This window comes from Fulvivirga kasyanovii, from assembly GCF_009711405.1.
Lineage (GTDB): Bacteria > Bacteroidota > Bacteroidia > Cytophagales > Cyclobacteriaceae > Fulvivirga > Fulvivirga kasyanovii.
Window position 1 is genome coordinate 1 of the sequence record NZ_SMLW01000677.1, and the last position, 21,111, is coordinate 21,111.

The 21,111-nt window shown below is 42.6% G+C and carries 16 protein-coding genes; 10 read left to right on the forward strand and 6 right to left on the reverse strand.

Going from position 1 to position 21,111, the window contains the following annotated elements; all coding sequences use genetic code 11:
• On the forward strand, positions 1-301 hold a 301-nt coding region (locus E1163_RS30755), incomplete at its 5' end, for a hypothetical protein (protein WP_185156249.1).
• A 21-nt stretch (positions 302-322) separates the two neighbouring features.
• Here the strand turns inward: E1163_RS30755 and E1163_RS28970 are convergent.
• The 5 genes from E1163_RS28970 to E1163_RS28985 all read right to left on the reverse strand — a co-directional run bounded on the left by E1163_RS28970 (position 323) and on the right by E1163_RS28985 (position 4,288).
• Positions 323-1,558, reverse strand: a complete 1,236-nt coding sequence (locus tag E1163_RS28970; protein WP_185156250.1) for a tetratricopeptide repeat protein — start codon at positions 1,556-1,558, stop codon at positions 323-325.
• Between the two features lie 94 nt (positions 1,559-1,652).
• Positions 1,653-1,823, reverse strand: coding sequence for a lipoprotein (locus E1163_RS30760; protein ID WP_185156251.1), 171 nt, complete (start codon positions 1,821-1,823; stop codon positions 1,653-1,655).
• A 333-nt stretch (positions 1,824-2,156) separates the two neighbouring features.
• The gene (locus E1163_RS28975) at positions 2,157-3,035 is read right to left on the reverse strand and encodes a hypothetical protein (RefSeq protein WP_155177076.1); all 879 of its coding nucleotides are present in this window, start codon (positions 3,033-3,035) and stop codon (positions 2,157-2,159) included.
• The gene (locus E1163_RS28980) at positions 3,022-3,645 is read right to left on the reverse strand and encodes an inorganic diphosphatase (RefSeq protein ID WP_155177078.1); all 624 of its coding nucleotides are present in this window, start codon (positions 3,643-3,645) and stop codon (positions 3,022-3,024) included. Before E1163_RS28980 ends, E1163_RS28975 begins: the two co-directional genes overlap by 14 nt.
• A 250-nt stretch (positions 3,646-3,895) precedes the next feature.
• The gene (locus E1163_RS28985; RefSeq protein ID WP_185156252.1) at positions 3,896-4,288 is read right to left on the reverse strand and encodes a DUF1573 domain-containing protein; all 393 of its coding nucleotides are present in this window, start codon (positions 4,286-4,288) and stop codon (positions 3,896-3,898) included.
• 164 nt (positions 4,289-4,452) lie between these two features.
• Here E1163_RS28985 and E1163_RS28990 point away from each other — a divergent pair, with 164 nt between their 5' ends.
• From E1163_RS28990 to msrA, 5 genes are all read left to right on the forward strand, one after another.
• Entirely contained in the window at positions 4,453-5,721 is a 1,269-nt protein-coding gene (locus E1163_RS28990) for a sensor histidine kinase (RefSeq protein ID WP_155177082.1), read from the forward strand.
• A complete protein-coding gene (locus E1163_RS28995; RefSeq protein WP_155177084.1) occupies positions 5,714-6,412 on the forward strand; it encodes a response regulator transcription factor in 699 nt (232 codons plus the stop codon). The genes E1163_RS28990 and E1163_RS28995 overlap by 8 nt, the downstream gene beginning before the upstream one ends.
• A gap of 117 nt (positions 6,413-6,529) precedes the next feature.
• On the forward strand, positions 6,530-9,634 hold the full coding sequence (locus tag E1163_RS29000) for a TonB-dependent receptor (protein WP_155177086.1): 3,105 nt from the start codon (positions 6,530-6,532) through the stop codon (positions 9,632-9,634).
• A gap of 139 nt (positions 9,635-9,773) precedes the next feature.
• The gene (locus E1163_RS29005) at positions 9,774-10,829 is read left to right on the forward strand and encodes a PA0069 family radical SAM protein (protein WP_155177088.1); all 1,056 of its coding nucleotides are present in this window, start codon (positions 9,774-9,776) and stop codon (positions 10,827-10,829) included.
• A 108-nt stretch (positions 10,830-10,937) separates the two neighbouring features.
• Positions 10,938-11,600 carry a peptide-methionine (S)-S-oxide reductase MsrA gene (gene msrA, locus E1163_RS29010; protein ID WP_155177090.1) on the forward strand — a complete coding sequence of 221 codons (663 nt, stop codon included), beginning with the start codon at positions 10,938-10,940 and terminating at the stop codon, positions 11,598-11,600.
• Between the two features lie 90 nt (positions 11,601-11,690).
• On the opposite strand, the gene lysA is transcribed toward msrA, so the two are convergent.
• Positions 11,691-12,923 (reverse strand): diaminopimelate decarboxylase, encoded by a 1,233-nt coding sequence (lysA, locus tag E1163_RS29015; protein ID WP_155177092.1) that lies wholly within the window; start codon positions 12,921-12,923, stop codon positions 11,691-11,693.
• A 196-nt stretch (positions 12,924-13,119) separates the two neighbouring features.
• Here lysA and E1163_RS29020 point away from each other — a divergent pair, with 196 nt between their 5' ends.
• From E1163_RS29020 to E1163_RS29035, 4 genes are all read left to right on the forward strand, one after another.
• Positions 13,120-13,890 (forward strand): hypothetical protein, encoded by a 771-nt coding sequence (locus E1163_RS29020; RefSeq protein WP_155177094.1) that lies wholly within the window; start codon positions 13,120-13,122, stop codon positions 13,888-13,890.
• Positions 13,891-14,007: 117 nt separating this feature from the next.
• On the forward strand, positions 14,008-17,937 hold the full coding sequence (locus tag E1163_RS29025) for a PKD domain-containing protein (RefSeq protein WP_246223976.1): 3,930 nt from the start codon (positions 14,008-14,010) through the stop codon (positions 17,935-17,937).
• Complete coding sequence (locus tag E1163_RS29030; RefSeq protein WP_155177097.1) at positions 17,934-18,968, forward strand: PorP/SprF family type IX secretion system membrane protein; 1,035 nt, start codon at positions 17,934-17,936, stop codon at positions 18,966-18,968. The genes E1163_RS29025 and E1163_RS29030 overlap by 4 nt, the downstream gene beginning before the upstream one ends.
• Positions 18,969-18,973: 5 nt before the next feature.
• Positions 18,974-21,046 carry an OmpA family protein gene (locus tag E1163_RS29035; RefSeq protein WP_155177099.1) on the forward strand — a complete coding sequence of 691 codons (2,073 nt, stop codon included), beginning with the start codon at positions 18,974-18,976 and terminating at the stop codon, positions 21,044-21,046.
• Positions 21,047-21,111 lie beyond the last annotated feature (65 nt).

Below are 21,111 nucleotides of genomic sequence, written 5' to 3' on the forward strand. Positions count from 1 at the left end.
AATACTCCAAACCCCCGTTACCTACTTGTTTGCGGCAGGTGAGGAAAACAATGTGGCAGAAGCTCCAACCGTAGTCAAAAATGGCGACCCCGAAGTTTCAAGAGGCGTACGGGTAAAAACAGAGCTTTATCGCAAAATATTTGAAGATAACCCCACTGAAGCTTTTGAAGACCTTTTGCATGAGTATGAAGCATTGGTTCATGCCAATGAGCGATTGAAAGAAGAAAAACAAAAGCTTGAAGGCAAATTATCGGCTTCGAGTGATTTTCTCACACAGTTAATAAACATGAAGGGAAGTTGAACCATCCTTAATCTCCCACTTTTATGAATGTATAACCTTATATATCTTCCTTGCCGTATCCTGAGCAAATTGGATCTTACGGTTTTTACGATATAGAAGCACTAACAATGTAACCAGAATAGCTGCTAAAGCAGCAAGCGTCCATTTAATATATTGTGCAATCTCCAATTGCCTGGCCAGAGCCCTGGCCTTTTCCTCGCTTGCAAATTTGTAGGTCGCGGCCTCTACCTGGTACTGGTTGTACATGTCGTTAAGGTTAATGCGGAGCTCCAGCAAATCAGCGGTGAGGAGGTCTATATTGTCACTATATTTTAAAGCTTCATGAAGGTTGCCCTTATCACGATTGATTTCCTTAAGTTTTTTGCAAACCTCGAAAAACTCTTCACTCATCGCTATCTGATGGTGCTGAAAAAATGAAAAGCTTTTTTCAAAGAAAAGGAGAGAAGAATCTGCCTCCTTTCCGGCATAAATGTTCCCGAGGTTTGAATAAATCGTGCCTGTAAAATCACTCTCTTTAATATTGTCATCTTGGAGCAGCTTAAGTCCCTTTTTTAGGTTTGTGGTTGCGGCTGCGGTATCACCGCTGCATAGATATAAATAACCGATATTATTGTATATACCTACCTTGTCATCCAGGCTGTATGAAAACTCCAGTGCTTTTTGATAAGTCATGTGTGCGTCAGGATACCTTTTTATTATTCTGTACAAGCGTCCCAGGTTGTTGTAAATCCAGTATAAGCGTATGGTATCATTAGATTGTTTCGCATCTTCAATGGTGGCTTCATAAAGCTGGATTGCGTCTTCATGCTTGCCCAATTGTTGATACTGAAAGGCAATGTGTGCGTTGAGCTTATTTACAGCCCTGGTGTCGTTCATTGCTTTCTTTATAGTGAGGGCATCAAAATAATAGTTCAGTGCCGTATCGTGAAAACCGGTTTTAGAGTAAATATTGGCAATGTTTTCAATAACATTGGCGATTTGTTCTTTATCATTTAAGGAACGGTAGGCTTCCAAGGCATCAAAATAGCTGGCAGTAGCCTGATAAAAGCTTTCGTTCTTCTTTTGTAAATAAGCGATAAGATAGTGAGAGTTTGCGGTAAGCCTTGTATCCTTAATTTTGCGGGCCGCCTGATTAACTTTTTGCGCTAATTCAATATTGGAAGTAAGTCTTGCCGAATCATAAAGCTCCTGTAAATCAGGTTGTCCAAAGCTCATGGCACTGATCAGAACCAAAGGGATGAAAACAAGTTTGCTCATAAATATAATTTTTCCTGCACCAAAATGTAAATTAAACAAAAAGACCCAACATATATTCGGGTCTTTTCGGGTAAAACTTACATGTATAACTTTCTTAAGGAGCTGGAGGCGGATTGTCAACTTCGCTGTGGCTTTTGTCGGTTCCCGCCATATTTGAAATATTCTCGTTAGATAGTTTATAGATTTCTTCGGCATGTTGATCTGTGCACGCACTGACTGCTACCAATAAACCTAAGGCAAAAAGATAAGTTAAAGTCTTTTTCATATTTGAACCATTTAAATTGTTAATAATCAATATTATATGGTAAAGCTATGAAACATTCATTTTGCAAAAGATGCGTTCTTTTCCGTTTTTAAACGCTTGACAGAGATAAGGACAAGTTTAGGTATAAATGGATGTCTAAACTTTTAATAGTGAGGGACAAAGATCATTCAGAAGTACTGTAAGTGCGTTTTGAATAATATGTCTTCTTCAGAATCAGTATCACGTACTCTAAATTACATCCTTGAAATGGTGTAATCTTTTAACGATGATGCGTAACCAGCGGGGTAAAAAATACCTTTTTTGCTAAAAACCTATCATGGCAAATTTACATGGCTACTGCTTTTTATAAAAGTATAACACCGCTTCTATGCTGTCGCGTTCCTCACTTAAAGTGAAAAAACCACTTTCATCCTTTTTCCATGCAATGGACTCCCCCTGAGGTTCGGGGGTATAAGGGATCAATAAAGGTTCCTGCTGCAGGGCCTCATGAACAGTAATACCTTCCGGTCGTGGCCAGTACAAAATCTGATCATAAGTTTTTAATAAGATGTCTCCTCCATCGGAAGAGATATCCCCGCCCACGATATTATGATAAGGTATGGTTCCCAGCTTTTCTAAAATATTAACCTCTTCAGTGGATTGTGGGTAACGAGCACGATAAATGCCCACCTGGTCTTCCCTTTTTGAGATAATGTACAAGTCTTTGCTAAGTGGGTCTACCATCAGGCATTCGGCGTCACGTCTGCCGTCAGGATATTGGAATGCGATGGTTTCGAAGTTATCAATAATCCGGGATTGTCCTGCAACTGGCTCTATAAACCGATAGATGTACTTGAATTCATGTACAGCATAATTGTCACCCATTTCTGCTATGTAGAGGTAATTTTTGCCCTCTTCCGGTCCCGGGCCACTTGAGATGTCCTCCCAGTCGCGGTTCACCACACCCTTTAGCTCATAAGTGCCCCTGTCAGCGCCGTGTTCATCGATCAGGAAAATGAAGGGATCGTTGCCACTGTCATTATGTGTCCACAGCATGTTTGCATTGCTAAGGCTCTCCGCCAGCCCCGATGCCTCATTGATCAAAGGGTTTTCAACTTCACCACATGACTCCGCTTTGTCAAAATATACTTCCTTTTCAAACTCGTTGCTATCACTGTTGGCGCTACAGGCAGCCACAGCCAGGAATATCCACAGGTAATTATTTTTTCTCATCAGAAACTGACCATTTTTTTATTTCACTCATTGCCTTATTTTCATCGGCCCACCCCAGAAATTTCATCTTTCCGGACCCTTTATAGCTGCTAAACCAACCTTGTATAATAGACAATGCCTCCGGGTAATTATCCTCCATACAACTCAATGTGGTGCAATTGATCGTCCGTAAATCTGCTTCAGCAGGCACTGCTACTATCTTGTCATCAGTCTCCCCACGGTCTGAAAGGTGCAGTACAGCAACAGGAATGACCTCCACTACCATGCCCTGCGGCAATGATTCAGAAATTACCAGAATGTCAAGTGCATCCCCATCGCCACCTCTTGACTTGTCCATTAGTGTGGAAGGAATAAATCCGTAGTTGCCCGGGTAGGGAAGAAACTGTACCATACGCCTCTTGCCATCAATTATCTCCACTTCAAATTCCTCCGTTTCAGGACTGAACTCATATTTTAGATTAGTTCCTGCCGGAATTTCGACCACCACATTAATATGTCCGTTTTTGGAGAATGCAGGATACTCATAAGGCGAAGTGCCACACGACAACACTGCTATGCTGAAAAGAAGCATCGGTAAAAAAACACGAACCCGGGAGAATTTGGGTGACATTTGGTTTTACAAATTAGAGTTAGGAGTGACCAACCGTTAAATTTTAAATAAGAGTGCAAATTTAACAAATGATGCAAAAGGATCACTACATTTTTTGTCTAATGTGAATAAAAAATCCCGGAAATATTACAGATGTTTATGTAATAAACTACTCATTTTCAGAGTGTTTAGTTAAAATTGTATGAATAAATGAGGGTGCCGCTTTAATTATGTTGATACAAGCAGCACACCCCGTCTTAGATATATCATCTCATTCTGTAACCTCTCCTTTGAGATATAGCACTACCACATTTTCTTGCGCATTTGATGCTATGGTAATACCCTTTTGAAACAGTCCGCTTTTCTGAGCATTGTAGGTAGCAGTGATTTCACCTGACGCGCCAGGCATTATTGGGTCTTTGGTGAAAGCAGCAACTGTACAACCACAAGAAGCTTTGGCACTTGATATGATCAAAGGTGTATCTCCGGTATTAGTAAACCTGAAAGAATGGGTTACCGGTACATTTTTGGCGATTTTACCAAAATCATATGTCTGAGATTCTTCCCAGTGGAATTCAGCGTTAGCGCCAGAAACAGCTATCTCCTGGGCATGTAATCCAAGCGCCAGTAAAACAAATGCAATTGTTGAAAATAACTTCTTCATAATGATAATATTTAGTGTGATGAAAATTTGCATGGCTACATTTTGCAGCATCTATGGCCCAAATTGTGAATAACTTGAGAATCATTTTGTTAAGGGATTTGTAATAATTGTTAATGAGATGTTAAAGAATAGTAGTCCATCTCACTTTTTAGTATTTTCAGGTAATGAAGCGCAACACCATCAGGTTTATAGTAGTACTTGCCGTACTTTCCATCGCCGGAATAGTAGTTACCCAGGTGTATTGGTTTAAGCAGGCCTTTAATACAGAGGCCGATCAGTTTAACCGGGACGTGAGTACCGCACTATATAATGTAGCCAATCAGTTTTTTCAGATATCCAACACAGCCGAGCCTGCCAATAACCCTATCCGGCAACTCTCCACCAACTATTATGTGGTGATGATCAATAATGAAATTGACGCCAACCTGCTCGAACACCTATTAAAGACAGAGTTTGAAAAGCGAAATATCACTGCAGACTTCGAGTACGGAATCTATGACTGCACCAATGAGAAAATGGTTTATGGCAGCTACGTGGCGATGGACGAAAAGATGAAGCCAACAGCCACCACGGGCATCCTTCCCAAATGGGAAAACCAGAATTACTATTTCGGTGTGCAGTTTCCCAATAAAGCCTCCATCATAACCAATCGCATGGGAGTCTGGATGTTCTCATCCTTTGTTCTGTTGGTGGTGATCATATTTTTTGCCTACGCGCTTTTCGTGATCCTCAAACAAAAAAGACTCTCTGAGGTACAAAAGGATTTTGTTAATAATATGACCCATGAGTTTAAAACACCGATCTCAACGATAGCCCTGTCAGCAGAAGTGCTGAGGAACCCGGAAATCATCAGACAGCCGGAGCGATTGCTTAACTACGCCACCATTATTCAAAACGAGAACCAGCGGCTGAAAAAGCAGGTAGAGCGGGTGTTGCAAATGGCCAGCCTGGACGAAGAAGAGGTTACACTAAAAAAAGAAAAAATAAACATTCATGAGGTCATCGATGAAGCTCTGAAAGGTGTAGCACTTAACCTGGAGGAAAGGGCAGGGAAGGTAGATTTGCAAATGAATGCTGCTAACCCGTACATCAATGGAGACCGGCTGCACATTGTTAATGTGTTTTATAATTTGCTCGACAATGCCATAAAATACACCAATATGCCCCCACTGATTAAAATTACTACCTACAATAAGCAGGGGAAGCTGGTTATAGAAGTTGAAGACAATGGAATAGGCATAAGTAATGAAGAGCATAAGAAAATATTCAATAAATTTTATCGTGTGCCTACCGGCAATATTCACGATGTAAAAGGTTTTGGACTAGGCCTTAACTACGTTAACCTGATCATCACGGCACACAAGGGAACGCTGAAACTGGAAAGCGAACCAGGAAAAGGAAGCACCTTTAAACTGTACCTGAATAATGGCTGAAAAGAAGATACTATTCGTTGAAGATGACAAAAACCTGGGCTTTGTTGTTCAGGATAACCTGTCGCTGAAAGGTTATGACGTGGTTAGGTGCTATGATGGCGAGGAGGGCTTGCAGAGCTACAAAAAGGGGCAGTTTGACCTTTGCATACTTGATGTTATGCTACCGAAAAAGGACGGCTTTACCCTTGCCAGGCAGATACGGTCAACAGATACTGACATTCCTATACTTTTTCTTACCGCCAAGTCTATGCAGGACGATAAGCTTGAAGGCTTCAGGACGGGTGCCGATGACTATATCGTTAAACCATTTAGCATGGATGAGCTGGTTTGCCGGATAGAGGTCTTTCTTAAAAGAAGCCGCACAACCAAAGAAGTGACACGGGAGCTTCCTCATATTTTTAATGTCGGCCTGTACACTTTTGATTATAACAACCTTACCCTGACCGGCAACAATTCAAGTAAAGTACTTACCCAGAAAGAAGCCGATGTGCTGCGTTGCTTCTGCAATAATTTAGGTATAGTTATCAGAAGAGAGGAGATACTCAAAGAAGTGTGGGGAGACGACGATTACTTTTTAGGGCGTAGCATGGACGTCTTCATATCAAAACTCAGGAAGTACCTTTCCGGTGACCCTTCCATTGAAATAGTGAATTATCATGGCATAGGCTTCAAGCTCAATTTAAAAGCCTGAGGGCGCATATTTGTTAAAATTTTTTTGAATGATCGTTATTACAGACTAACTTCATAAAGTTGGCTAATAACATTTATTTCATTAATCCTTAACAATTGCAAACCTAACCAAATAACCATGATTAGAAATTTACTTTTATCATTACTGTTATTGTCTACCAGCATGACAGTCTCCTTCGGCCAGGGCGTCACTACGGCGGCTATTCGGGGGAAAGTGACCGATGATGCCGGCCAGGGATTACCGGGAGCCACGGTTATAGCCTTTCATGAGCCTACTGGTACTCAATATGGAACCTCAACCAGGCCAGATGGCAAATACAACCTGCCCAACCTTAAAGTCGGAGGCCCATACACTGTAAAAGTTACTTATATAGGCTACACCGAACAACAACAGGAAAACATCAATTTATTATTAGGACAGGTCCTTGAAATTGATTTTAATCTTGATGAGGACATTACTACCCTGGGAGAGGTGGTTATCACCGGCAATAATGAAACCTTCAATAGCGACAGGACCGGTGCTGCTGAGGCTTTTGATAATGCCGAGATCAGGAAACTGCCTACCATTACCCGTTCTGCGAGTGATATCTACAGGTTGACACCATCATCTGATGGTAATTCATTTGCGGGGCGAAATGACCAGTACAACAATTTTTCATTGGATGGTTCCATCTTTAACAATCCTTTCGGACTGGATGCTGCCACACCAGGAGGCCAGACCGATGCTCAGCCGGTTTCTTTGGATGCCATTGAGCAGATACAGGTTGCCGTTTCTCCATATGATGTTACCCAGTCAGGCTTTACCGGAGCCTCTATAAATGCGGTAACAAAAAGTGGTACCAATGAATTTTCGGGTACAGTATTTGGGTTTTACAGAACCGATGAATTTACCGGAAGCAAGGTGAAAGGAGATGAAGTAGTGGTCGGTGATTTGAAGCAGCTTCAAACCGGGATTAGTATCGGAGGCCCGATAGTAAAAGACAAACTGTTCTTTTTTGCCAACTTTGAAATGGAACGAAGGGATGACCTGGGCTCCAACTTTGTAGCAAAAAACGGACCTCAGGATTTAATTAATGAGTCTAGGGTGGAAGAAGCCAACCTTATAGCTGTCTCAGATGCATTGGCTGCTGTGGGCTACGAAACCGGCGCATACCAAGGGTTTATCCATGAAACCAATAACCAAAAAGGAATTATTAAGCTGGATTGGAGTATTAATAGCAAACATACTATTACAGCTACCTACAACTTTTTGGACGCCCTGAAACAAAAACCTGCTCACCCGACTGCCCTGGGTAGAAGAGGGCCTGATGCCACCACCTTGCAGTTCAGAAATTCAGGGTACCAGATCAACAACAAAATCCATTCAGGCCTTATCGAGTGGAAGGCACTTTTTGGCAACAAATTCTCAAATAAATTACAAGCTGGCTTTACAAAATTTGATGATAGCAGAGATCCTTTTAGTTCTCCATTCCCTGTTATCAACATCTACAAAGATGGTATTCCTTACATAATTGCAGGTCATGAGCCATTTTCTATTCACAACCGGCTGGAGCAGAACGTGCTTCAGTTTACCGACAATTTTGAGATGTATTTTGGCGACCACACGATTACTGTAGGTACTTCATTTGAAAAGTTTTCATTTGACAACTCTTTCAACCTCGGTGTCTACGATCCGTTTCCATGGTTGATACAGGGAGGTACATTTGGTGGAGGTGTAGATATCAATGATTTTCTGACCAGAGCTGAGGCCGGGGAATTTGATACCTGGAAGGCTGATACGGAAGCGATTTTTAACCAAAACAATGCTAATGACTCATGGGCACTGGCAGAAACCAATGTGGGTCAGTGGGCTTTGTATGCTCAGGACCAGTGGCTTGTAACGGATAACCTTACTGTAACAGCCGGAATACGCATGGATCTTCCTCTATACTTTGATACTGGTGACAACATTACCAAAAATGAAGATGGCGTTACCTACTACGATGAAGATAACAACCCGGTAACTTTTGATAACACCAAACTTCCTGATCAAACCCCTTTAATATCACCAAGAGTTGGTTTTAACTGGGATATTAAAGGAGATAAAAGCATACAGTTCAGAGGAGGATCAGGTTTGTTTACCGGTCGCCTGCCTTTTGTGTGGATAGGCAATCAGGTAGCGAACCCATCCACTGGCTTTCTTAACATAACCCACCCGGATTTTCAGTTTCCGCAGGTTTGGAGAACCAGCCTTGGATTGGACAAAAAGCTCGGAAAAGGCTGGTTGGCCACCATAGACCTGGCTTATACAAAGGATATAAATGCCATGTTGGTGAGGGATTACAGTTTGAGAACACCCACGGCCAATTTACAAGGTGTAGACAACAGGGCCATTTATGCGCCTTCTGACATTGTTACGTATGATGGAGGTAGAGCGGCCAATTATGTCTTTACAAATTCAGATGAAGGAAGAAGCTTCAACGCTACTTTTGAAATTGAGAGGAACTGGGACAATGGTATTTATACCAGCCTGGCCTATAACTATCTGGATGCTAAAAGTGTAAGCTCCATTGAGTCTGAGATCTCCAGTGATGCATTTGCATTAAATCCGGTAGTAGGAAATGCCAACGAAGCTGTATTGGCACCTTCTATTTATGGTAATAAGCACAGGTTTGTGGGTAATGCCAACAAAACCTTCAAATATGGAGGAGGTAAGTGGGCAACCACAGTTTCCTTCTACCTGGAATATGCCAGAGGAGGCCGCTTTAGCTATACTTACTCAGGAGACCTGAATGGTGATGGTTCTGTACTCAATGACCTGTTATACATACCTACAGACAGCGAGCTGGACCAGATGAATTTTGTTAATGATGCACAAAGGGAAGCCTACAGGGATTTTATAGAGCAGGATGATTACCTAAGTGACAACAGAGGTGATTACGCCGAGCGCTATGCGGTACTAAGCCCTTGGTATTCGAGATGGGATATGCGCCTTCTTCAGGATTATAACCTTAGCAATGGACATACCATACAGTTTAGTATAGATATACTCAATGTAGGCAATTTGATCAGTTCAGACTGGGGAGTAAGGGAATTTCCGACTAACGTGCAACCAGTGGGCGTAAGCGTTACCAATGGAGTACCCACGTATAGCTTTGATGGTACACTAACGGAGTCATATACACCAGTTACCAACCTGCTTTCAAGGTGGCAACTACAGTTTGGACTCAGGTACAGCTTTTAATTAAGAACAGCCATTAAATAAGTAGAGATCTACGCCAGCCTGGCTGTGCATAGATCTCTTTTTTTATTATAGCATTTAATGGAGAAACAAATTTACTAAAATATTTAGTAATAACTAATGATTTTGGCAAATTTGATATATGGAAGCGGAATATCATAAAGGCAGGGGAGCTCAGATAAAAACATCCAATCCTTTTCTGAAACAGGAGTATGTTACTGAGCACATTGAGGGGATAGATGAAGAGATGATCGGGGAGAAAATTCCGACGCAAATTTTTTATGAAAACCCCAAAAAGATAGTTAACAAAGTTGATAGCCCGGATGTGAGGATGTATTATTCTCTCAATCCTTATCAGGGATGTGAACATGGATGTATTTATTGTTACGCCCGTAAGACCCATGAATATTGGGGTTATAATGCAGGCCTGGATTTTGAGACTAAAATTATTGTTAAAAAAAATGCGCCTGAGCTGCTTGAGAAACACCTTCTGCAGAGATCATGGAAGCCCCAGCCCATCATGCTTTCCGGCAACACCGACTGTTATCAGCCTATTGAAAGAAAGCTTGGTATTACCCGCCGGCTTCTTGAGGTATTCCTCAAATACCGGCATCCGGTGGGCATTATTACCAAAAATGTAACCGTACTTCGCGACCTGGATATACTGGAGCCGTTGGCGAAGGAAAGGCTGGTTCATGTGGTGCTCTCCATTACATCACTCGATGAAAAGCTGAGGTCAGTACTAGAGCCGCGTACTGCAAGTGCCCATAAAAAGCTTAAAGCCATCGAAGAGCTGTCTAAAGCAGGTATACCCGTTACCATCATGAATGCCCCCATTATCCCTGGTCTCAACCACCATGAAATACCTAAAGTCATCAAGGCAGCAGCAGAACACGGCGCCCTGGGGGCAGGCTATACTATAGTGAGGCTTAACGGATATATCGGAGAGGTTTTTGAAGACTGGCTGCGTAAAAATTTCCCTGACAGGTTTGACAAAGTATGGAACCAGATATCTGAAGTTCACGGAGGCCATGTGAACGACAGCCAGTTTGGAAGAAGAATGAGAGGAGAAGGCAACATTGCTGATATCATAGCCCAACTCTTTAACTCCTCCAGGTCTAGATACATGGCAGGACGGGAAATCCCACCGTTTGATCTTACTAAGTTTAGAAAAGGAGGCAATTATAGCTTATTTTAAAGAACCCCATAAATGTGTTCTATTCGTGCCTTTTGTCTTCCCGGCGATATTCCTAATGAAACAAAAGAAGTTTAACGCCAGTTAGAGAGTAATAAAAGACATTCAAAAATGAACTACCTGATAAAAACCCCGCTAATACTATTTGTCCTTGCAGCCTTTGTGAGTTGTGCTTCGGGAGGTGATGTAAAGCATGAAAAAAAGGCAATTGATCCTGCCCTGGCAGCAAAACTCGATACAGCCATTTTTGCCAGCGGCTGCTTTTGGTGTACCGAAGCAGTTTTTGAAAGGGTAAAAGGCGTGGAAGATGTGGTATCTGGCTACAGTGGAGGCACAACACCCAATCCTACTTACGAAGAAGTTGGAGCTGGCCGTACTGACTATGCCGAGTCCGTCAGAGTATTGTTCGATCCCGAAGTAGTTACTTATGAGGAGTTGGTGGAAATGTTTTTTGCCTCTCATGACCCTACTCAACTGAACAGGCAAGGGCCTGACATTGGTAAGCAATATCGTTCTGCCATATTCTACAAAACCGCCGCGCAGCAGGAAACAGCCAAAAAAGTAATGAGCAAACTGGAAGGTTCGGGTAAATACGATGAGCCCATAGTTACTGAGATCACCAGGTTCACCTCATTTTATGAGGCAGAGGACTACCATCAAAATTATTACGAGCTGCACCCCAACCAGCCTTATGTAGCCTCAGTTTCCCGTCCGAAAGTGGAGAAGTTCATGAAGGAATATAAGCACAAGCTAAAAGACAAGTACAAGGAATAGTTAAAGCTCATGCTAACTATGAGGTTGGGTAAAGAACCTCACCCAACCTCACAGTCTTCAGTCTCAATACTAAAATCTCAAGACTAACTACTAAATATCTATTTCCACCTGATTTCTCAATATATCGTCCATCGTCTCCCTTTCCCTGATCAGGTGTGCTTTACCCTCATAAATCAGTACCTCAGCCGGACGATACCTGGAATTGTAGTTAGATGACATACTAAAACCATAAGCTCCGGCATTTTTGATAGCCAGAATATCACCCTCACGAACCTCGTTGAGTTTTCTGTCCCAGCCGAAAGTGTCTGTTTCGCAGATGTATCCGACAATTGTATACACCCTCTGTGTCCCTTTAGCGTTAGAAATGTTTACGATCTCATGGTAAGCATCGTACATCATAGGGCGTAGCAGGTGGTTCATGCCTGAGTCCACACCTACAAAAACCGTTGCAGGGGTTGTTTTGATCACATTGGCCTTTACCAGGAAATAGCCAGACTCGCTAACCAGGTATTTGCCTGGCTCAAACCACATTTCCAGTTTTCTGCCATAGCTTTCGCAAAACTTGTCAAACGACTTGCCAAGCTTTACACCCAGATCATAAACATTGGTAGTAATATCATTTTCTTTGTAGCCGACTTTAAAGCCGCTGCCAAAATCAATAAATTCCAGATTAGGAAAGTCACGGGCCACACCGTAAAGTATATCGGCAATCTTTAAAAACACTTCTGCATCCAGTATATCTGACCCCGTGTGCATATGAAGACCGATCACATCAATATTGTTCGTCTTGATTACCCTCAGCAAATGAGGTAACTGATATATAGAGATACCAAACTTGGAGTCCACATGCCCTGTAGATATTTTAGAGTTACCACCCGCCATAATGTGTGGGTTCAGCCTTATGCAGCATGGGACACTGTTGTGGTACTTATGACCGAACTGCTCCAGTATTGAGATGTTGTCAATATTGATGGTCAGGCCCATTTCCACACCCTGCTGAATCTCTTCAAATGAAACACAGTTTGGTGTGAAAAGAATATCGCCAGGCTCAAAACCCGCCTTAAGCGCCAGCTTGGCTTCCTGTACCGATACCACGTCTACCCCGGCGCCATGCTTTTTCATTAATTTAAGTATAGAAATATTGGTCAACGCTTTAGCGGCATACTTTATCTTTATCTTTTGATTGCTAAAAGCATTCTTTAGCGTAGTTAGCTGATCGATGATCTTGTTGGCATCATAAACGTATACAGGTGAGCCAAACTCCTTAACCACTTTGTTAAGATCGACACCTTGTATCTGATAAGCGTTGTTTTTTATTTCCATAAGTCAAAAATATTCGCCAAAGATATAAAAACCAATCAACCAGCCTATATCATTTGTTTTTAATAAAAGAAGATTAAGCTAATCAGCGGGTTAAAGTGCTCGTAAACGACCCATAGAGCATGAGTATGCCAGAAAATAATGCGCCGCTGTAACAACATCTTCTTTAGGCTGTTAGAAAGATTAAAATAATTATCGAATGAGAAAGATTGTTCTTATGGTTGTCCTGTTGGCTGGTCAATTATTGATTTCTTGCTCTGGTGATGACGATGACCCGGGATCTGACAGCCGCATCGATATCCTTCCGGCGTCTACTATGCTCATGGAGTTTGAAACCTTTGCTGTTAACAATGGTCGTCAGGAATCTTTTGGAAATGCCATAAGGGCAGGCGGGCATATTTCATCATGGAAGAAGTTTATGGATAATGATTTGAATATGCCAATTACAGCATACCTTATATCTACAAATAAAGATGCTGCCTACTCAGACGAGGGCTGGGCGTGGGATACAGAATTTAAGCTCGAAGGCGAGCAATATACCTCCAAACTATTAGCCACCGAAAGTGAGAATGGGGTGGTTTGGGAGATGCTCATTTCCAAACCTGGCAGCTTTGAGGATTTTACAGCTATTCAGGGATTATCAGCCCCTGACAGAAAATCAGGAACCTGGAGCCTGTTCAAACACCCCGTGGACAGTATTGAGGCTGTTAAAATACATTGGGAAGAAAATGCGGAGGGCATTATCAACCACATGAAATACACCGCCCATAGAGATGGCTCCTACATTGAGTATACCATAACCGATGAAAGCATATATGACGGACTCTACAATTTGCTTAACAACGGTAACACCGCATCGGTGGGATGGAACAGAAACAAAAAATATGGCTGGATAACCGAACAGGAATATTATCAGGATGACCAGCGCCACTGCTGGAATATTAGTTTTGAAGATGATGAATGTGAGTAAACATGCGAATATTATAACTAAACCAAATTGAAATATAACTAATTCTGATACATGAAGTTTCAATTCTAATTTATTATGGTTTAATTTGCTGCCTTAAAATTGTTTATAGTGGCTAAAATGGTTTTAAGGCAAGCTCTCCTTGCTTTTTGTCTCTTCCTGTCTTGTACTGAATTGCTGGCAACGCACATCATCGGGGGTGACCTCACTTACAAGTGCGTAGGGTCCAAGAGATATAAGATAATCCTAACGGTATACACAGAGTGTGGCTCTGAGGCTATACTGGAACAAAAATATCCCATCCAATATTACGCAACTGATCTCGGCATTGAGGCTAGCAACCCTTTGGTATTTGAAGTTTTCAAAGTATCAACGCAAGAGGTTCAGCTCTTTTGCGAAGGATATATTACCAACTGTGCCGGTGGTTCGCATAGAGGAGTGGAGAAAGTAGTGTATGAGGGAACGGTGAACCTTAGCAGCCATAGCCTGAGCGAAGATTGGAGGTTTTTTTGGAAACGAGCTGCCAGAAGTGAAGAAATTAAAACATTAGTACTACCTGAAGCCGAAGACTTTTTTATTGAGGCCTCTATTAATAATAAGCTGGCCTCTTGTAACCAATCCGTGGTTTTTGAAGGTTCTGCAGTTGCAACAGTTTGTATAAACCAGAGCCAGACATTTAACAACTTGGCTACTGACCCCGATGGCGACCAACTAAAATTCACTCTTGAAACACCTAAGAGTAACTATGATACTGATGTAGTGTTTAGCGATGGCTACAATGCCACAAATTTTATGGCTTTTTCAGGTACTCCTGTGCTTAATGCTAGCAGTGGTGACCTGACCATTAACCCTACACTGTTGATAACAGGCATCACGGATTTCAAAGTTGAGGAATTCAGAAATGGGCAATCTATAGGCTGGGTAAAAAGAGGAATACAGCTTACAAGTATAGATTGCAGTAATGCTATACCGGTGATCTCTGACTTTAAAACTATTAACAGTGAAACAGTTAATATATGTGCAGGGGAGACCATAAATCTTGAATTTGATGTTGAAGATGCCGACAATGAGAACATTTTGGTTACTCTGGTAGATGGCCCTGCCGGTATCTTTTCAGTATTAAACAATAACTCACGGTCCCCAACCGGCCGCATTTTATGGCATACCGGTTATGCTGATGCAGGAGTTTATAATGTTGTAGTCCAGGCGAGTGATAAAAAATGTCCGCAGCCCGGGGTAGCCGTAAAAACATTTGTTCTAAATGTAAGATCAAGCCCTCAGTTTAGTTTGGGTGGTTATCAGGTTATTGCCTGTGATGAGATCCTCGAACTGAAGCCAACGGTAACAGGAGGAGATGGTAACTATACCTATTTATGGAGCGACGGCTCTACCGGCTCTACTAATATTGTAGGGGTAGGCTCGCACTCCCTGAAGGTTACTGATGGCACCGGCTGCTCGTACACCAGCTCGACGTATATAAACGATGAGCTTTTTGCAAATTTTGATGTTTCACCCCGATGTATAGGTATGCCTGCAGAATTCACCGATCAGTCCTACCATCAGAACTCCTCAAAGGACATCGTAAGCTGGTCATGGGATTTCGGAGATGGCAACACCTCTACCGAGCAAAATCCTGAACACACCTATGCCGTGGCAGGAAATTATGAAGTGACACTTGAAATCACCGATAATGGTGCTGTGCCTTGTTCCGAATCCATCACCAAAGATATTACCATATGTGACCCGCCACCATTCAACTTTACACTCGATGGACACTGTACATATTCTCCGGTTACATTGCAGGCAATATTTGCAGGTATTAATGAATGTACCTTTATGCAGACTCTGGTTTATGATTTTGGAGATGGTACAGTTCAAACCTGCGACCTTGCATCACTTCCTCCATGTATTAATGTGCAGCATGTTTATAATGTGGCCGGCACTTACAATGTATCTGTAACTGCCTTAAGCCTAAGCGGATGTGAAAATACAATCACCAAATCCATTAAGATAGACCCCAGTCCGGAGGTAAATATTATTCAGGATAATTTCTACCTGATTTGCAGCAAGCCCGACTCCCTGCTGGAAACTGAAATTCTTGCAGGAGGGACCGGAGCTATCGCATACCAATGGAACACGAATGAAACTACCGAAGATATTAACATCAATAGTTCAGGGTATTATACTGTAACAGCTACTGATATCGTAGGCTGTTCTTTGTCTGATGACGTAATGGTAACCTACCCGTTATCAGCGCATTTCAGGTACGATCCATATTGTAAGCCTGGTGATATTGTTAATTTTTATGCCAATGCAGTCTCACTGACCAATACAGTCACCAGCTATACCTGGAACTTCGATGATCCCGGTTCCGGAACAGCTAACACTTCTGCTGATATAAATCCTCAACATGAGTTTTCGCAGGAAGGAGACTATAATGTGAGGCTGGAGGTAGAAGACTCTGACGGTTGTTATCGCAATTTTGTATGGCCTGTTTATAATACCTCTATAGATAACCACTTTGAGATCAACCCGTCCGAAGAGGTCTGCCAGGGCGGACAAGTTACTGGCACGGGGCCTTCGGGAAGTCATGTTGACAGCTACGTGTGGAACTTTGGCGATGGTTATGGGTACGGCAAAATATCTCCACATTTTTACAATTCAGCCGGTGACTTTGATATTAACCTCAGAGTGGATTACAATAACAATAGCCTGGCCAATGGATACTGTACAAGCGAATTTAATGAAGATATTTCGGTTAATGCGCGTCCTGCGGTTCAGATAAAAGCCTCGCAAGATCGGTTTTGTATGTATCAGCCCATCACCTTTGAGGTAGAAACAGAATCGGACATACAAGCTGTCGAATGGGAAGTGACCAATCTTCGGAAAGGTACAACAATCACATCCAATGAAATCTTTTTTACACATCAGTTTACGGAAAGAGCAGAATACAAGGTTGAGTTATCCGCCACCGATATTAATGGTTGTACCTCCTATAGCTCAATGAGCGGATTTGCTGCCAGGGTTGTAATTCCTGATTTTAATTTCGAAACCTTATGCGCAAAGGAAATCTTAACATTTGAGGAGGCATTTCGTGATACACTCGAAAATATAACAGATTACAGATGGGACTTTGGTGACGGCACTACTCAGGAAGGCCCAGTGCCTATACCGGTCACCACCCATGCTTTTGAAAAGGGAGGTGTATACCCCGTTACTTTAACGGTTATCAACAGCTTCTCCGGTTGCGGGAACAGCAAAACGAAAATGGTGACTGTGATTAAAGCCCCGGTTATAGATTTTAGCTACGATACCATTTGCGCCAGGTCAGCGATGTCATTCACCAATCTTACCACCGAGGGGGAAGGGTCAATAGAAAGCTACACATGGCAGTTTCCGGATGGGTCAACGGCCAACACCAAAGATGTCAGCTTTTACTTCGAAGAACCAGGAAACTTCCCGGTAAGCCTGATCGCTACTTCATCCTTAGGGTGTGCCGATACCCTTACCCAATCGGTTTATGTAAAGCCGTCACCTGTTGCGGGTGTTGAAATACCAGTTCCGTTTGTTGAAGCTTATATTCCCGTGCAATTCTACGATGATTCCGAGGGGGATATTATTTCTTACTATTGGGATTTTGGAGATGGTACCACCACCACGGAGCGGGATCCGATCCATACTTATAATGCTATAGAAAAGTACCCGCTGACCCATGTGGTAACCAATGGCTACAATTGTTCTGATACGTTGAATTTGCCTCTTGACCTTAATGTATACCTTGACCTGCCAACTGCTTTTTCTCCTAATGACGATGGTCAGAATGACCAGTTACGCCTGGTGCAGCAGGGCATAAAAACTTTATACACCTATAAAATATTCAACAGGCACGGCCAAGAGGTCTTCAATGCTTTGGGCGATGTGCAGGCGCTCTGGGATGGTACCTATAATGGTCGTCCTCAGCCTTCCGGGGTATATGTCGCTCATGTTAAAGCTACGGGAGCCTATGGCAAAGAGTTTAATTTCAAAAGAAACGTAACACTACTACGATGAGAAGACTGATTTTCATAATCCTCGTGTTACTTTCTCTGGGAGCAAAGGCACAAATCCAGGATGTTAAATTTTCGCAGTTCTTTAACTTTCCTCTCAATATAAACCCTGCGGCAACAGGAAATATCACCGAGACATACAGGGTTGCAGGTATTTACAGGCAACAATGGAGCAGCATAAATGCTGAATTTGTGACTTTCGGGATTTCAGGTGATGTTCGTTTTAATAAAGGATTTAGGCCAGGAGACTCCTTTGGAGTTGGTTTGTACGCCATAGATGATCATCTGGGCGACAATATTATGCAAAATCAGGAGATTGGCCTGAACCTCGCTTATCATTTTCCACTGGATTTTCAGGCCCGTCATATTATTTCTGCCGGTGCAGGGTTTAGCTATGCCATCAGCTCGGTTAATATTGATAAGTTGATATTTGAAAGCCAGTATCAGGGTTTTGTTTATGATGTAAATGTTCCTCACGGCGAGCCATTTACCAGTGACCAACAGGCCAACTATGATGTAAATGCAGGTATCTCATATACATTTTTGATCAATCCGAAATGGCAGACCTCCATAGGAGCAGGTTTGCAAAATATTATCGACCCTCAGGAAGGCTTTTTTAGTGATTCCCTGGCCCGCGTCGGAATGAAGCGAAAAGTGCTTTCTGGCAGCGTAAAATACAAAGTTAATAACCGTCTTGCCCTGGTTCCGCGCTGGCTGGCCACCATGGAGCAGCAAGCCACCGAAATAAGTACAGGAGTGGTTGCGGAATATGATATTTTCCCTGATAAAGATTTGCAGCTCGATTTGGGGCTATTTGGTCAATGGTCAGAATATGCCACTATTTATGCAGGTGCCGCTATCAAAGGTGTGGAGGTACACGCTAGCTATGACTTTGCTATTTCCGGACTTAAAAATCTGGCATCAGCAGATGAAGCGGGGCAGGGCTCCCCGGGTGTTTTTGAGCTGTCACTCATTTACCGGGGAAGGACAAAAAAGAATACAGGCAGTTACATTATTCCTTGCAGAACATTTTAGAGATCATGGGAAAGAGATTATCGGTACTTGCCGTAGCACTTATATTAATTTCGATTAATACATATCAAGCCAATGCCCAGCAGGATGTGCGGGAGAAAATAGCAGATGGCAGCTACAATAAAGGAGATTTTTATAAGGCCATACCTTTATATAAAGACATTGTAAAGCACAACCCAAAAAATATAAAGGTCTGGTATAAGTTAAGTGAAGCTTTATACAATGTGCGTAATCACACAGAGGCAGTGGAAGCTTTCGCGGTTTTGCACAAGCTCACCGAAACGGATAAGCATTTAAAAAATGAATATTATACAGCATTCCTACATTATGGCAATAGCTTAATGGCTGTACAGGAGTATGAGAAGGCAAAACGCATTTATCTCCAGTTTTTAAGGCTAAAGCCGGGGCATGCAGACTACCGTAGCATGAAGCGTCAGGCAAACGCAAAAATAAGAGCTTGCAAGGAGGCGGAAAGCTTACTTAGCCTGGCGTATTTGGGTGAATATGAAATAGAGCGTTTACCCAATACAGTTAACGGCAAATATTCTGACTTTGGTCCGGTTTGGCTGGATAATCAGTCATTGCTTTTTACCTCATTGAGGTCAGATTCTGCTTTGGAAATCTCAGATAATGAAGACTTTTCACCCATAAACCAGCTTCATATTGCCAAAAAGTCAAATGGAGAATGGCAGGAAGCCGAGCTTGCAGAAAGTTTTAATCACGACTTTTTTCACAGCGCCAATGGCTCATTGTCAGCAGACGGGAAATTGTTTGCTTTTAGCATCTGTAAAGAAAATAAGGCCCATGAGATTCGCTGCGCTATATACCAGTCAAGAAAAGTCAACGGGCAATGGCAGGATCCGGTTAAGCTTGGAAAGCATATCAACAAAGCCACCTCTACTTCCACTCAACCGGCGTATGGACAGGTAAAACGCAGAGGGAATGTAACAGAGGTATTGTATTTTGTGTCCGACCGGGAAAAGGGGAGAGGCGGTATGGATATCTGGTACTCAGCAAAGGATAGAAAAGGGGACTGGAGCAAGCCGGTAAACTGCGGCAGTGCCATCAATACATCCGGAAATGAGATCACACCGTTTTATGACGATGCCTCAGGCACGCTTTATTTCAGCTCCGATTTTCATCAGGGGTTGGGCGGCTATGACATCTTTAGTGCTTATGGAGGCTTGAAAAGCTGGCGGTCGCCAATCAATATGGGTGCATCGATCAATACCGGATTTGACGACACTTATTTTTCATGGAGAGTGGCCGATGCCAATGGCACATTGGTTTCCAATCGTGATGGAAGCCTCTCAGTTTTTGGGAAAAACTGCTGTGATGATATTTTTTATGTCGAAAAACACCCTGTGTTTCAACTACCAGGTATTGTTATTTCCACAGATTCCCTTCCCCTGCCTGATGCCACTGTTGGCGTAAAGCTCAAGAGTGCTGGAGAAAACCCGGACAGCCTTTTCTGGGTGACTGCCAGTAATGAAAAAGGTAGTTTTGAACTGCCTTACAGAAAAGATTTAAAGCTAGCACTAGTGGTTGCAAAAACTGGTTTTGAAACTACGGAGATGGATTTGCAGGATCAATATGGCAACTATCCTGATACTGTGGTAGTGGTTATGAAGTCGCTGACTGAGGAAAAGGAGGCATTGGACAAAATGGTGGCTCAGAAGCTGGAGGTGCTGTCAGAGCAGCGACTGGAAGGAAAAATAACAGCAGGAACAGTACTGGTTATGGAGCATATTTATTTTGAATTTGATAAAGCAGCCATTCAGCCGGAAGCCCATCAGGACCTGGACTTGTTGTTTGATTACCTGAGGCATAATCCCAAGGTGAAGATCGAAATTGCAGGCCATACAGACGGCAAAGGAGATGCCGTTCACAATCAGGAGCTTTCACAAAGGAGGGCTGATGCTATCCGGAATTATCTGATTGACAAGGGTATACATAAGCGAAGACTGACGGCCATAGGATACGGGGAAGAAAGACCCATTGCGCCTAACGAAAATCCGGATGGAAGTGATAACCCCGAAGGGCGCCGGAAGAACAGGAGAACAGAGGTAATTATACTGTAAAAGTCCCTCTGAAACAGGTTTTGAGGAGGCTTTTCTCTTGTAATTCTCGTTAAGTTTTACTACTT

Bases quoted from the DNA above. Each gene is read 5' to 3' on its own strand.
- E1163_RS28990 (WP_155177082.1), top strand. From the start codon at position 4,453: ATGAAGCGCAACACCATCAGGTTTATAGTAGTACTTGCCGTACTTTCC.
- E1163_RS29025 (WP_246223976.1), top strand. From the start codon at position 14,008: ATGGTTTTAAGGCAAGCTCTCCTTGCTTTTTGTCTCTTCCTGTCTTGT.
- E1163_RS29005 (WP_155177088.1), top strand. From the start codon at position 9,774: ATGGAAGCGGAATATCATAAAGGCAGGGGAGCTCAGATAAAAACATCC.
- E1163_RS29035 (WP_155177099.1), top strand. From the start codon at position 18,974: ATGGGAAAGAGATTATCGGTACTTGCCGTAGCACTTATATTAATTTCG.
- E1163_RS28975 (WP_155177076.1), bottom strand. From the start codon at position 3,035: ATGAGAAAAAATAATTACCTGTGGATATTCCTGGCTGTGGCTGCCTGT.
- lysA (WP_155177092.1), bottom strand. From the start codon at position 12,923: ATGGAAATAAAAAACAACGCTTATCAGATACAAGGTGTCGATCTTAAC.
- msrA (WP_155177090.1), top strand. From the start codon at position 10,938: ATGAACTACCTGATAAAAACCCCGCTAATACTATTTGTCCTTGCAGCC.
- E1163_RS28980 (WP_155177078.1), bottom strand. From the start codon at position 3,645: ATGTCACCCAAATTCTCCCGGGTTCGTGTTTTTTTACCGATGCTTCTT.
- E1163_RS30760 (WP_185156251.1), bottom strand. From the start codon at position 1,823: ATGAAAAAGACTTTAACTTATCTTTTTGCCTTAGGTTTATTGGTAGCA.
- E1163_RS29000 (WP_155177086.1), top strand. From the start codon at position 6,530: ATGATTAGAAATTTACTTTTATCATTACTGTTATTGTCTACCAGCATG.
- E1163_RS28970 (WP_185156250.1), bottom strand. From the start codon at position 1,558: ATGAGCAAACTTGTTTTCATCCCTTTGGTTCTGATCAGTGCCATGAGC.
- E1163_RS29020 (WP_155177094.1), top strand. From the start codon at position 13,120: ATGAGAAAGATTGTTCTTATGGTTGTCCTGTTGGCTGGTCAATTATTG.
- E1163_RS28985 (WP_185156252.1), bottom strand. From the start codon at position 4,288: ATGAAGAAGTTATTTTCAACAATTGCATTTGTTTTACTGGCGCTTGGA.
- E1163_RS29030 (WP_155177097.1), top strand. From the start codon at position 17,934: ATGAGAAGACTGATTTTCATAATCCTCGTGTTACTTTCTCTGGGAGCA.
- E1163_RS28995 (WP_155177084.1), top strand. From the start codon at position 5,714: ATGGCTGAAAAGAAGATACTATTCGTTGAAGATGACAAAAACCTGGGC.